General features: G+C 72.1%; 13 protein-coding genes and 1 riboswitch. Of the genes, 4 read left to right on the forward strand and 9 right to left on the reverse strand.

Annotation, left to right across the window (positions count from 1 at the left end):
* Nucleotides 1-280 precede the first annotated feature (280 nt).
* Nucleotides 281-598: a metallopeptidase family protein gene (locus QRN23_RS13025; RefSeq protein ID WP_056049129.1), complete on the forward strand. Its 318-nt coding sequence runs from the start codon at nucleotides 281-283 to the stop codon at nucleotides 596-598.
* Nucleotides 599-610: 12 nt separating this feature from the next.
* Here QRN23_RS13025 and QRN23_RS13030 read toward each other — a convergent pair whose 3' ends face one another.
* Entirely contained in the window at nucleotides 611-2,233 is a 1,623-nt protein-coding gene (locus QRN23_RS13030) for a glycosyl hydrolase family 28-related protein (RefSeq protein WP_285063761.1), read from the reverse strand.
* Between the two features lie 42 nt (nucleotides 2,234-2,275).
* Between QRN23_RS13030 and QRN23_RS13035 the strand changes: the two genes are divergently transcribed.
* Nucleotides 2,276-4,480: an acyltransferase family protein gene (locus QRN23_RS13035; RefSeq protein WP_162234615.1), complete on the forward strand. Its 2,205-nt coding sequence runs from the start codon at nucleotides 2,276-2,278 to the stop codon at nucleotides 4,478-4,480.
* Here the strand turns inward: QRN23_RS13035 and QRN23_RS13040 are convergent.
* From QRN23_RS13040 to QRN23_RS15520, 7 genes are all read right to left on the reverse strand, one after another.
* Nucleotides 4,436-5,053 (reverse strand): nucleoside/nucleotide kinase family protein, encoded by a 618-nt coding sequence (locus QRN23_RS13040; RefSeq protein ID WP_285063762.1) that lies wholly within the window; start codon nucleotides 5,051-5,053, stop codon nucleotides 4,436-4,438. The two genes, QRN23_RS13035 and QRN23_RS13040, sit on opposite strands and share 45 nt — an antisense overlap.
* Entirely contained in the window at nucleotides 5,046-5,840 is a 795-nt protein-coding gene (locus QRN23_RS13045; protein WP_056048462.1) for an energy-coupling factor transporter transmembrane component T family protein, read from the reverse strand. Before QRN23_RS13045 ends, QRN23_RS13040 begins: the two co-directional genes overlap by 8 nt.
* A complete protein-coding gene (locus QRN23_RS13050) occupies nucleotides 5,837-7,348 on the reverse strand; it encodes an ABC transporter ATP-binding protein (protein ID WP_285063763.1) in 1,512 nt (503 codons plus the stop codon). Before QRN23_RS13050 ends, QRN23_RS13045 begins: the two co-directional genes overlap by 4 nt.
* A 24-nt stretch (nucleotides 7,349-7,372) precedes the next feature.
* Nucleotides 7,373-8,035, reverse strand: coding sequence for an ECF transporter S component (locus QRN23_RS13055; RefSeq protein ID WP_056048467.1), 663 nt, complete (start codon nucleotides 8,033-8,035; stop codon nucleotides 7,373-7,375).
* A riboswitch (TPP riboswitch) is annotated at nucleotides 8,031-8,139 on the reverse strand. It overlaps the preceding gene by 5 nt.
* Nucleotides 8,140-8,169: 30 nt before the next feature.
* Entirely contained in the window at nucleotides 8,170-8,610 is a 441-nt protein-coding gene (locus QRN23_RS13060) for a hypothetical protein (RefSeq protein WP_267659471.1), read from the reverse strand.
* Nucleotides 8,611-8,786: 176 nt separating this feature from the next.
* On the reverse strand, nucleotides 8,787-9,674 hold the full coding sequence (locus tag QRN23_RS13065) for an NAD-dependent epimerase/dehydratase family protein (protein ID WP_285063764.1): 888 nt from the start codon (nucleotides 9,672-9,674) through the stop codon (nucleotides 8,787-8,789).
* Between the two features lie 86 nt (nucleotides 9,675-9,760).
* Nucleotides 9,761-10,258: a CGNR zinc finger domain-containing protein gene (locus tag QRN23_RS15520; protein WP_123571882.1), complete on the reverse strand. Its 498-nt coding sequence runs from the start codon at nucleotides 10,256-10,258 to the stop codon at nucleotides 9,761-9,763.
* A gap of 85 nt (nucleotides 10,259-10,343) precedes the next feature.
* Here QRN23_RS15520 and QRN23_RS13075 point away from each other — a divergent pair, with 85 nt between their 5' ends.
* Complete coding sequence (locus QRN23_RS13075; RefSeq protein WP_056048477.1) at nucleotides 10,344-11,204, forward strand: alpha/beta fold hydrolase; 861 nt, start codon at nucleotides 10,344-10,346, stop codon at nucleotides 11,202-11,204.
* A 24-nt stretch (nucleotides 11,205-11,228) separates the two neighbouring features.
* On the opposite strand, the gene QRN23_RS13080 is transcribed toward QRN23_RS13075, so the two are convergent.
* Nucleotides 11,229-11,897 carry an NUDIX domain-containing protein gene (locus QRN23_RS13080; protein WP_285063765.1) on the reverse strand — a complete coding sequence of 223 codons (669 nt, stop codon included), beginning with the start codon at nucleotides 11,895-11,897 and terminating at the stop codon, nucleotides 11,229-11,231.
* Between the two features lie 168 nt (nucleotides 11,898-12,065).
* On the opposite strand from QRN23_RS13080, the gene QRN23_RS13085 reads away from it, so the two are divergent.
* Nucleotides 12,066-12,998 (forward strand): alpha/beta fold hydrolase, encoded by a 933-nt coding sequence (locus QRN23_RS13085; RefSeq protein WP_285063766.1) that lies wholly within the window; start codon nucleotides 12,066-12,068, stop codon nucleotides 12,996-12,998.
* Nucleotides 12,999-13,094 lie beyond the last annotated feature (96 nt).

A 13,094-nucleotide genomic window follows, 5' to 3' on the forward strand; every position in this document is an offset into this window, starting at 1 on the left:
TTTTTTGGGTTCTGGGGCCTTTTGGTCTCGGATGCGCGAGCGCATCCGAGACGTCGAGGGTCAGGACTTCGCTGCGCTCGTCGCGGTCACGGCCTGGCGGGTTGCCGCATCGCTGCGCTCGTCACGGGCATGGGGCCGCGTCCAGCGACAGGCCGTGTGGGCGTGCGAGAGTGAGAGGGTGGACGACTCCCCCGAGAACGGCGACGACGCGCTGGATGCCGACGAACGACCGGCAGCAGGCATCGACCCGGCGGAGGTGAGCGCGGAGGCGTTCGACGCGATGGTGGTCGACCAACTCGATCTGCTGCCCGACGACATGGTCGACGGGCTCGACAACGTCGTGTTCGTCACGGAAGACCGCCCCGAGGACGGCACGCTCGACCTGCTCGGCCTCTACGACGGCGTCGCCCTGACCGAGCGTGGACAGTACGGCTTCGGCGAACTACCCGACCGGATCATCCTCTACCGCGAACCGCACCTCGCCGCCGTGGACGACCTCGACCAGCTCGCCGACGAGATCCACGTCACGCTCGTCCACGAGATCGCCCACTTCTACGGGATCGACGACCACCAACTGCACGAACTCGGCTGGGCCTGACGGAGGCCGCCGTCAGCCGATGATCTGGTACGTGAACCGGTAGGCGTCGGCCGGGAGGCCCTCCTCGAGGTCACCGACCATCTCGACGTCGAAGGCGTCGGGTCGCGAGACGACGAAGAACTGGGCCGACGCAGCCGTGTTCGACGCCGGACAGATCGAGACCACCGGCGCCGTCGCGAAGGGCTTCGAATAGCGGACCCGCACCTGCGTGCCGGGACGACGGGCCCGACCCGAACCGAAGCCGACCGTTCCCCTCAGATCGGAACCCGACAGGGTGGGAGCCGGGGCGCCGTCGCCGTTCCGCCCCATGGCCGACGCCACGGGAGAGGGGCCACCGAGGGCACCCAGCAACCGACGTCCCACCGCGAGGTCGCCACCCCAGGCCCAGAGCGGCCGAGCCTCGACCTCGCGTCGGTCGACGACGTCGACGGCCGAGCCGGTCGTGGCGATCCGTGTCGTCGGATCGACGGCGAACCGCGAGCCGTACCCGGCCCCCAACTCGACCCCTGCCTGCGTGAAGCGACCGAGACGGGTGCCCACCAGGGCGAAGTCGTCGCCCTTGGTCAGCCGCACCAGCACGGTCGACGCTCCGACCTGGGCAGGGTCCGCGCCGAGCAGGGCACCGCCGAGCAGTCGGATGCCGCCGTCGATGTCGACGCCACGACGTCGCCTCTCGTCGTGCTCGATCAGGGGACCCGGGCCACCGTAGATCGTCGGGGCGACGAACTCGATCTGCCGGACGTTGCCGATGCGCACGGTCGCGTCACCGCCCGATCCAGCCCGCTGCAACGTCTCGATGTGCGGGGCGATCAGCCTCACGAACTCGACGAAGTACTCGGCGGTCGAACCCCAGGCGAGATCGAGGGCGACGTTCGCACTGCCCTCGATGTGCAGGTTCACGCAGGTGAACGTGTTCGTGTTCGACCCACCCGACGCCGGTGACCGCACGACGACCGCGGCCGCGTCGGCCGACCCGCAGTTGTTGACGAAGAGGTCCGACCAGAGGTTGTTGTTGACGCGCTCGACGAGGAGGGCCGTTCCGGCCACGCCGGCCAACTGCACCCTGTCGAAGCGCGACTCGAACCCGTTCACGACCTGGACGAGGGGTGCCGCCGAGCCGTTGCCCTGCAGGGTCAGCCCCTCGAGCGTGACACCGTTCCCGTCGACGACGACCATCGGCCTCGTCGAACGGGCGAGGTGCCGGATGGTGACGCCACCGTCGGTCGAGGCCCCGTAGCGACTGACATCGGCCCCCGTGCCCTGGATCGAGACCAACAGGGGCACCGTGACGGAGTCGACGACGTAGGTGCCCGCCGGGACGAGCACACGCCCCCGGACCACCCTGGCCGCCTCGACGGCCGCGGCGAACGCGGCGGTGTCGTCCGTCAGACCGTCGCCGACGGCACCGTGGTCACGGACGTCGACCCCCGTGCGGTCGTCCGACGTCCCGACCTCCGCAACCGGCACCGCCCCGGAACCGTCGGCGGGAGGCCCGTCGGCCGGCCCGTCGGCGGCGCGAGCGACATGGGCGCCGGGGGCGACGGCCGCGGCACCGGCCGCCGCGATGCCCGCCGCACCGACGAGCAGGAAACCGCGACGCGATCGGATCGGCGTCTCGTCGAGTGGATCAGTCATGACGGCAGGGTACACGAGCGTGGGTAATATATGCCTCACCACATGTCGTCAGAAGATCGGGTGCACACCATCGACCAGAACATCGCCTCTCGCCGTCCCGCCCCCGCCCACCGTCTCGACGTCCAGGCCCTCCGGGCCCTCGCCGTGACGATGGTGGTCCTCGAGCACGTCACGGGGCGGCCCGCCGGTGGATTCGTCGGGGTCGACGTGTTCTTCGTCGTGTCGGGGTTCTTGATCACGGGGCTCCTGCTGCGCGAGGCCGATCGTCACGGACGGATCTCGATCGCGGCCTTCTGGCGACGACGCATCCGCCGCATCGTGCCGGCGAGCGTCCTGGTGCTCGTCCTGGGCACGGCGGCCACCTGGCTCGTCGTCGGCTCGTCCCGCGGGGCGTCGGCGGCGATCGACGCGCTCTGGTCCGTCGCGTCCCTCGCGAACTGGCACTTCGCCGCCACCGGGACCGACTACTTCGCCGCCCAGGGCCCCGAGTCGCCCTTCCAGCACTACTGGTCCCTCGCCGTCGAGGAGCAGTTCTACCTGGTCTGGCCCGTCGTGGTCGTCGCCGCGGTCGCCGTCGCCCGGCGACGGAAGGGGCCGACCGTCCCGAGGGTCGCCCTGGGGGTCCTGCTGCTGGTGCTCGTGCTCGGATCGCTGGCGTGGGCCTGGCACCAGTCCACGACGTCGCCGACCGTCGCCTACTTCTCGAGCCTGACCCGCGCATGGGAGCTCGCCCTCGGAGCGCTCCTCGCGACGGCGGCCCCCGCGATGACCCGGCTCCCCGCCGTCCTCCGTCCGGCCCTGGCGTGGGTCGGAATCGTCGGCGTCGTGGCCTCGGCCTGGGTCACGACGAGCACCGTCCCGTTCCCGGCCCCCGGCGCCCTGCTGCCCGTGGCGGCCACGCTGCTCGTCCTCGCCTCGGGCACGGGGTGCGCCGGCACACCGTGGCTCGGGCCCCTCGCCGGCCGGCCCGTGATGATCGTGGGAGACCTCTCGTACTCGATCTACCTCTGGCACTTCGTCGCCCTGGTCGTCGGCACGTCGTTGCTCGGCGACGAACCGGCCCGGCTCTGGCCGGCCGTCCTCGTGTCCACCCTCGTCCTGTCCGCCCTGACCTACCACTTGGTCGAACGGCCGCTCATCACCTCGCCCCTGCTCGAGCCGGCCCCGCCCGGGCACGCCTGGCGACGGTGGAGACGAGACCATCGATCGACCTACCGGCGCGGAGGTGCTGCGCTGCTCGCGGTGGCCGCCCTCACGGCCACCGCCCTCGCCGTGGACGCCGTCCGCCCCGCCGCCGCTCCCCCCGTCCTGCCCTCCGCGGCGACCGACGGCGCCGCAGGGGGGACGACCGGCGGGCCCGGCGAGCCCGGCGGGACGGACGGCCTCGACGGCCTCGACGTCCCGTCGGTCGACGAGTGGTCCGGCGAGGTGGGCAGGGCGCTGTCGGCGACCTCGTGGCCCGAGCTCGACCCGAGCATCGAGTCGGTCCTCGACGGGACGCGAACCGGCAGCCCGCACCTCGCCTGCGGCGACGCCGAGGCCCAGGGCCTCACCCCGGACGACTGCTCGTGGACCTCTCCCTCGGCGAGCACCACCGTGGTGCTCGTCGGGGACTCGACGGCGATGCACCACCTCGACGCCCTCGTCCCGCTGGCCGAGTCGGCCGAGAGCGGCTTCACCCTCGTCAACCGGGCCAAGTTCGCCTGCCCGTTCGTCGACATCCGCGTCCAGAACGACGTCACGGGCATCCTCGAGTCCTGCCGGGCGCACAACGACGAGACCCTCGCCCTGATCGACGAGACGCACCCCGACGTCGTCCTCGTGACCAACTCGTACCAGACGCTCTCCGAGGACGGAGGCGGCACGATCACGCCCGATCGGTGGTCCGAGGGCTTCGGCGCCTACGCCCGGCGCCTGGCCGAGGCCGCGGGGTCCGTCGTCGTCCTCACTCCGCCGCCGGACGACGCCGACATCGCGTCGTGCTTCCGGCGCGGGGGCAGCCCCGTCGACTGCATCTCCCGGACGTCCCGTACCTGGATCGACCGCGCGGCCGCCGATCAGGACGTGCTCGAGTCGATCGGCGGCGTGCTGGTCGACCTGCGTGTGCTGACCTGCGTCAGCGACCTCTGTCCGGCGTTCGTCGGCGACGTCCCCGTGAAAGAGGATCGCGTCCACCTCACGACCGCGTTCGCACTCGCCGTGTCACCCGTCCTGGGCGACCTGCTCAAAGCCCGGGGCGTGCTCTGAGGTCGGCGACCACCCGGCCGAGACGACCACGTCGGCGAGCTCCCGGGGCGACGAGCGCGCGAGGTGCCGATCCTCCTGAGCGGCCCAGACGTCCCACCACGGTTCGAAGGCGGCACCGTCGCGGTCGAGGGCCCGTCGCCGACGGGTGTCGGCGTCGAGCTCCAGCCAGACGCGGACGTCGGCGAGCGACGAGGAGGCGCGGGTCAGCGCCCCGGCCCCTTCGACGATCAGCGAGACGGCCGGGTCGAGCACCTCCCACGCCCCCGCGCGGTCGTGCTCCCAGTCCCACCGCTGCCATCCCGGAGCGACCGGCGACAGGATGGACGTCCCGAGCGCCCGGGACGCCGCCTCGAGCCCGTACCAGCCCGGGTAGACGTCGTCAAGGTGCACGAGCCGTGCAGGGCCCAGTCGGTCGTCGGGCCACGCGGCGGCCACCGCACGGCCGAGCGTGGTCTTGCCCGAACCGGAGCGGCCGTCGATCAACAGGACCAGGCGACGCGAGCCGACCCGCGCCTCCTCGGCTCGGCGGAGCAGGACGTCGACGGCCTCGTCGACGACGACGTGCTCAGGCAAGGACGAACTCCCACGTGCCGGCCAGGACGGCCGCGGTCACCGAGGTGGCGGCGATGACGACGCCGATGGCGACGAGGACGACGTCCCGCAGGCCGAACGACGACGGACGCGCCCAGGTGCGCGGGGCGTCGCTGCCGAAGCCCTTGGCCTCCATGGCGGTGGCGAGCTTGCTGCCGCGTCGGACCGACAGCACGAGCAACGCGAACGCCTGCTGCCCGAACCGCCGCAGCGCACCGATCGGACCGCCCGAGTCCGCGACGCCCCGGGCACGTCGGGCCAACGCGAGCTGGCGCCAGTCGTCCATGAACAGCCCGACCAGACGCAACCCGGCGAGTCCCCCCAGCACGAAACGCGCCGGCAGCCGCAACACCTGCCCGAGACCGTCGGCCAGGTCGGTCGGGTCGGTCGTCGCGAACAGCACGATGCCCGGCACGCCGACGGCGAGGATGCGCAGGCCGATCGCGCCGGCGAGGGCCAGCGACCCCTCGGTCACCGAGAGGAACCCCCACTCGACCACCGACGCCCCGCCGTCGCGTCCGTAGAGGGCGATGGCGACGAGCGACGTCGGGGCGGCGATCCAGAGCGGCGCCGTGCGGGCGAGCAGCTGCCGGGCCGACAGACCGGCGAAGGGCAGCAACAGCCCCTCGAGCAGCAGAGCGGTGCCGGCCGAGACCCAGTCGATCGACAGCAGGAGGGCGAGCGCGAGGACGACGGCGGCGAGCAGCTTCGCGACCGGGTTGACACGCCCGACCACGCCGGTCGCCACGACCGGGGTGAGCACGCTCATCGACGCGCCTCGACGGGGTCGGGGTGGCGGGCGTGGGCGCTCAGGTCGAGCACGTCGTCGGCGAGGGCCGCCACGAACTCGGCGTCGTGGGTCACGGCGACGACCGCGCGGCCCTCGTCGAGCAGGTCGGCCAGCAGGACCACGAGCTCGTGCCAGGTGCGGGCGTCCTGCCCGAAGGTCGGTTCGTCGAGCACGAGCACCGACGGGCGCGAGGCGAGCACGGTCGCGACCGAGAGCCGGCGCTTCTCGCCGCCCGAGAGCGTGAACGGGTTCGCACCGGCGAGGTGGTCGAGCCGCAGGCGGTCGAGGAGGTGGTCGACGCGCGACGCGACCTCGGTCGGGGACGCGCCCAGCGCCTCCGGACCCACCGCCAGCTCACGACGGACGGTCGCCGTCAGGAACTGGTGCTCCGGGTCCTGGAAGACGGTGCCGACGCGGGTGAGAAGCTGTCGGGGCTTCCATCGGATCGGAGACGGACCGGCGCCGTCGGCGAACGACGGCGTCGCCTCGAGGACTCCGGCGACGGGGGCGAGCAGCCCCGCGACGGTGAGGGCGAGCGTGGACTTGCCCGAGCCGTTCGTGCCGGTCACCGCGAGCGCCCGCCCCTCGACGACCGTGAGGTCGATGCCCGTGGCCACCGCGCGGCCCTTGGGCCCCTTGTGCCCCACGTCGAGACCCGACGCCGTCACCAACCGGTCACCGGTCGTGCGCGACCGGACGGGCGCAGGAGGCGCGGCGCCGGGCACCCAGACCCCGGCGGCGACGAGGCGGTCGCGTTCGGCACGCAGGACGTCGTCGGGGCGACCGTCGGCCAGGACTCCCCCACCGGAGTCGAGCACGACGACGCGGTCGACGACGGGCAGCCAGACCGACACGCGGTGCTCGACGACGACCAGCGTCGCCCCGGTGTCGGCGACGACGCGGGCCACGGCGTCGCGCACCTCGACGACGCCCTCGGGGTCGAGGTTGGCCGTCGGCTCGTCGAGGAGCAGCAGGCCAGGACGCATGGCGAGGGCCCCGGCGAGCGCCAGTCTCTGCTTCTGGCCGCCGCTCAGCTCGGACGTGGACGCGGACGGCGGCAGGTCGAGCCCGACGGCGTCGAGGGCGTGCCCGACGCGGCGCCAGATCTCGTCGCGGGGCACGCCGAGGTTCTCGCAGCCGAACGCGACGTCGTCGCCCACGCGGGCGAGGACGACCTGCGAGTCGGGGTCCTGCAGGACGAGGCCGACCCGGCCGCGCTGCTCGGCGGGGGCGCGGCCGTCCACCAGCAGGTCGCCGGCCTCGTCGCCCTCGTCGTCTCCGCCCAGCACCCCGGCGAGGCCGGCGAGCAGCGTCGACTTGCCGGCGCCGGACGCGCCGAGCAGCAGCACGCGCTCACCGGGGGCGACGTCGAGGTCGAGCTGCGAGACGGCGGGCAGGCGACGACCGGCGTGCCGCCACCCCCAGCCCCGGGCGGTGACGCGGGCACCCGCGTCCACCGCCGGTCGTCGGCCGCTCGTTCCGCTCACGGGAAGGACCACGAGGAGGCGCGCCTAGATCCGGGCGTCCGCCGAGCGTCCCGAGGCGAACCGCGAGAGTGCGCCCGTGCGGGCGAGGCCGCGGGCCGCGAGCCACGAGAGCAGGCCGGCGATGACGGTGCCCGAGACGACCGAGGTCACGACGTAGATCGTCTTCGAACCGGCGGCGTAGGCGGCGGCCGAGGCGAAGCTCGTGTCCATCAGGCCGACGGCGAGGCCGGCGACGGCACCCGCGAGCAGAACCGTGCCGATCCGCCACGACTTGTAGAGGAAGACCGCGAGCACGATCTCGGCGCCCAGGCCCTGGACGATGCCCCAGATGAGCACCGAGAAGCCCCACTGGGTCCCGATCAGCATCGAGACGACCGCCGCGACGACCTCGGTGTAGACGGCGGCCCCGGGCTTGCGGATGACGATGCCGCCCAGGACGCCGGCGAAGAGCCATCCGCCGTTGAGGATGCCCTCGAAGCCGCCCGAGAAGCTCAGGACGCTGTCGATGGGCGTGTAGGCCAGGCCCCAGGCCCAGAAGACGACGCCGGCGGCGACGCCGATGACGCTAGCGACGACGATGTCGACGACCCGCCACCGGCGGGTCGGGGTGGTGCGGGCCTTCGGCGTGAAGCCGGTCGAGCTGTCGCGAGCCGCCGTGGAACGGTTTTCGGGCGTGGACGTGGACATCTGTTCTTCTCCTCCCTGCGCTGGCATGACCCAGATCAGGTTCGACGGTCGAAGCGTGGTTCGCTTCCTCTCAGCCCGGCTCACCGGACTCCCGTGTGTTGTGGGGTCGATCATAGCGCCGACCCCGGCCGGCGTCAGAGTCCGGCGGCCTTCCGGACGAGGGCGGCGACGGAGGCGCGGGTCGCGTCGTCGGCGCCGGTCACCGCGTACGAGGTGGCCCAGAGCGTGCCGTCGTCGAGCCGGGCACCGTCCTGGAACCCGAGGGTCGAGTAGCGCGTGCCGAACTTGGCGCCGGGCTGGAAGAACACGACGGCCTTGCCGTCCTCCCGGGCGTAGGCGGGGAAGCCGTACCAGGTCTTGGGGGCGAGGTTCGGAGCGTGCTCGGCGACGACCTCGTGCACCATCTGGGCGATCGGTCGTTCGACGTCGGTCATGGCCGCGATGGCGTCCGCGGCGTCCTGCGCCTCGGCGGCCGACTTGTCGGCCAGCTTCTGGCGCTTCGCCTCGGCCCGCAGTTCGGCGGCGCGCTGCTTCATGGCGGCCTTCTCTTCTTTGCTGAACCCGGCGTCGGCCATGATCGTGCCCTTCTCGTGCGTTCGTGCGTGCGTCGGCTCGGTCGGGTCGGCGTACGCCCCATGGTGACATGCCTGGCGGATCCGTCGTCCGCCCTGCGTCCACCACGACAGGCACCTCGAGGCAACCGACCGCACCTTCGCCCTGCTGGCCGAGCTGCTCTGACGCTCGTCGGCGGTCAGGCCTTCGGCAGGGCGTGACCCTCGGCGTCGAGGTGGTCTCGCCAGGAGCGCGTCGCCCTCCAGCCGAGCATGCGGGCCGCCTTGGCGGTCGAGATGCCCGACGCGTCGGCCCGGGTGAGTTCGCGCAACTCGATCCGGTCGCCGTGGTGCTGACGGAGCGTGGCGGCGAAGTCGTGGCCGCCGGCGTTGTCGGCTGCTGCGATGTAGAAGACCTCGTGACCCGGCAGGTCGGACTCTGCGGCGAGCAGGAGGGCGTCGGCGAGGTCGTCGGCGTCGACGTAGCTGCCGAAGTTCGCACTGTCGGGGTCGGCCTCGCGCACCTGAGGGCCGAGGTTGGCCTCGTAGTTGTCGTCGTCGTGGACGGTGCTCGGGCGGATCGAGATCGCGCGCAGGTCGGAGCGGCGGACGGCGGCGTCCATCAGCTGTTCGCCGAACGCCTTCGAGAGGGCGTAGGGGTCCTGCGGGTGGAGGGGGTGCTCCTCGTCGACCGGCACGTAGTCGGGCAGGAAGGGCCGTTCGGGGAAGAAGTTGCCCACGATGCTCTCGCTCGACACGTTGACGAAGCGGGGCACGCCGAACCGTACGGCCGCCTCGACCAGGTTGAACGTGGACATCAGGTTGGTGTGGAACACGACGTGGGCCGGGTTCGCGGTGGGCTGCGGGATGGCCGCGACGTGGACGACGACGTCGGCCCCCGCGACGACCGAGAAGGCGGTCCCCGGGTCGGTCAGGTCGCCCATGACGTACCGGCCGGGCTCGTCGACGCCCGTGTCGAAGACGGGCCGGACGAGGTCGACGCCGAGGACGTCGTGCCCGGCCTCGACGAACCGGCGGACGGCGGCACGGCCGACCTTGCCTCGTGATCCCGTGATGACGACCTTCACGACGCGCTCCCTCGATCGAGGGATGCGCCGAGGGCCGGAGCATCCACCCGGACGACGCTACGCCGAGCGGCCCCGAGGAGGCGCGCTCAGTCCTTCACGCGGCGTGCGTGCGTCCGCGCCTTCATCCGGTTGCCGCAGGTCGCCATGGAGCACCACTTCGCACTGCCCGGACGGCTGTGGTCCACCAGGAAGAGGTTGCACTCGTCGTTCGCGCAGGCCCGGAGGCGCCCGGGGAGCCGCGAGGTCACGCTCGACCACGCCGACACGGCTTCGGCGGCGAGGCGGTCGTCATCGGCGACCCGGAGCTCCCAGACGACGCCGTCCCGGGTCGTCCGGGGGATCTGCACGGCCCGGTCCATGACGTCGGCGAGCTCGCCGACGGCCCCGTCGTCACCACCGCGGACGACGGCGTGCAGGGCCTCCCGCACGCGCCGGAGCTGGGCGACCTCGCCCGAGGAGCCGGTACCACCCCAGGTCCGCGCCAGATCTCGCCCTGCCGCGCCCTCGAGGGCGTCCGTCGGGATGCCGTCGACCACCGGTGCGCTGTTCAGCACGGCCAGCAGCAGCTCTTCGTCACGCAGCACGTCTCCCCGCTCTCTCGCACCGTCCGGCGCATCTCGACCATGCTACCGTCGGAATAACCACTAAAACAATCCAAAGGGGTTAGACATGCACACCGTCCACCACCGCACCGCCTCCGTCGACGGGCTCGACGTCTTCTACCGCGACGCCGGGCCCGCCGACGCGCCCGTCCTCGTCCTCTTGCACGGCTACCCCACGAGCTCGCACATGTTCCGCCACCTCATCCCCGCACTGGCCGACCGATATCGCGTCATCGCCCCCGACCACATCGGTTTCGGCCGCTCCTCCGCCCCGTCGGTCGACGAGTTCGACTACACCTTCGAGGCCCTGGCGCGGGTGACCGGTCGTTTCCTGTCGATCATCGGCGTCGCGCGGTACGCGATCTACGTGCAGGACTACGGCGCCCCCGTCGGGTGGCGCCTCGCGCTGGCCGAGCCCGACGCGGTGACCGCCGTCGTCTCGCAGAACGGCAACGCGTACGAAGAAGGCTTCGTGCCGAGCTTCTGGGACCCGATCTGGGCCGACGCCGCCGAACGGACACCCGAGACGCGCGACGCGCTCCGGCCTGCCCTGGGCCGCGAGGCGGTCGAGTGGCAGTACACCCACGGTGTACCGGACCCCACGTCCGTCGACCCCGATGCCTGGGAGCACGACCTCGCGCTCCTCGCCCGACCGGGACAGGACGACGTCCAACTGGCGCTCTTCCGCGACTACGCCACCAACCGCACCCTGTACCCCGCCGTGCACTCCTGGCTCCGCGCCTCCCGCGTCCCGGTCCTCGCGATCTGGGGCCGCAACGACGAGATCTTCGATGCCACCGGTGCGGGTGCGTTCACCCGCGACTCCCCCGACGCTCGCGTCGAGCTCGTCGACGGTGGACACTTCCTGCTCGAGTCGCACCTCGATCTGGTCGCGGCCACGATCCGGGAGTGGCTCCCGAACACGTGATCCGGACCACCCGCGGCCGCCCGCTCAGGACCGGAGGTCGAGGCGGCCCGGGTTCAGGGCGGCCCACTGGAGCAGCATGATCGTCTTGCCGTCCACGATGCGCCCGTCGGCGATCATCTGGAGGGCGTCCCGGAACGGCAGCTCGAGGACCTCGATGTCCTCCCCTTCCTCCTCGACGCCACCCCCGTCACCGGTGCGGTCGGCCACCGAGTACGTGGCGGCGTAGAAGTGCACGCGCTCGGTCACCGACCCCGGGCTCATGTAGGCGTCGAACACGTGGATCAACCCGCCCACCTCGACCCCGAGTTCTTCGCGCGTCTCTCGGCGGATCGCGGTCTCGGGATCGTCCTCGTCGAGGAGTCCCGCGGCGGTCTCGACCAGCATCCCGTCGGGATGGTCGTTCACGTAGGCGGGCAACCGGAACTGCCGGGTCAGGAGCACCGTCCCCCGCCGCGGGTCGAACAGGAGGATCGTCGCCCCGTTGCCGCGGTCGTACGTCTCGCGCTGCTGGGTCGACCATCGCCCGTCGCGACCGCGCACGTCGAAGGTGGTGCGGCGGAGCACGTGCCAGCCGTCCGAGGTCACCTCGACGTCGCGGACCACGACGTCGGGGTTGCGGGCGAGGTCGCGGCCGGTGAGGTCGAGGCCCGTCCGTCCGCGACCGTCGGGGGAACGGGAGCCACGAGAGTTCATCACCCCACGAAAATAACGGAGGGCGACGACCCGCGAGGGCGGGAACGGCCGGTGATGACATCCGTCACGGGATGTGGTGACGCCTCGGCACTTCTCGAGGACGTCACCCTCTGGTGTGCTTCCGGAGGAGCGTCCGGACCCGACCCGGACGCCCGGAGAGAGGACCCCGTGCGTACAACCCTCAAGGTGACCCTGCGGACCGTCGGCGCCCTCGTGGCCCTGCCCGTCCTGACGCTGGCGACCACGTCGATCGTCGACGTCGTCGCCACGGGGTCGGAGCTGGCCGCCATCACCTCGTACGGCGAGCTCGTGTCCGTCGACGGGAGGGAGATGAACGTCGTCGTCAGCGGGTCCGGCGCGGACACGATCGTCCTGCTTCCGGGCCTCGGGACGGCGGCACCCGGCCTGGACTTCCAGCCACTGATCTCCGAGCTCGACGACACCCATCGCGTCGTCGCCGTGGAGCCGTTCGGCACCGGGCTGAGCGACCAGACCGACTCCCCCCGCACGGCGGAGAACATCGCGGGCGAGGTGCACGAGGCGCTCCGCCGACTGGGCATCGACCGCTACGCGCTCATGGGGCACTCGATCTCGGGCGTCTACGCCCTCGAGTACAGCAGGCTCTTCGGGGACGAACTCACGGCGTTCATCGGGATCGACAGCAGCGTCCCCGACCAGCCCGGCACGGACGACCCCGTGCCGACCGACGGACTGACCACGCTTCGCGGCCTGGGTCTGCTCCGCGTGGCGAGCGCACTCGCCGGCGACGCCTACGCCGGACTGCCCTACGACGAGGGCACGAAAGAACAGATGCGCTTCCTCACCACGAAGAACGCGACCGCCCCGACCCTGCTCGACGAGATGGACCACACCGCGAGCAACGTCGCCTCGGTCAGCGGACGGACGTTCCCGGCGGACCTGCCGGTCCTTCTCTTCGTGGTGCAGGACGGCACCGACGACGACGGCTGGCTCGAGCTGCACGAGGTCCAGGCGGCGAGCGTCGACCGCGGCCAGGTCGTCCAGCTCGACGGAGACCACTACCTGCACCACACGCAGTCGACTCGGATCGCCGACGACACCGACGAGTTCCTCGCCGGGTGAAGCCGACGAGGCGGTGGAGGTCACGGCGGGGTAACGAAGTAGATGCGTTCCAATCCTTTTCGGGCCCGGTGGCGAACCCAGTACATCCCCACCGGG

Origin of the sequence: Frigoribacterium sp. ME-P-080 (genome assembly GCF_030209595.1) — a bacterium.
GTDB lineage: Bacteria > Actinomycetota > Actinomycetes > Actinomycetales > Microbacteriaceae > Frigoribacterium.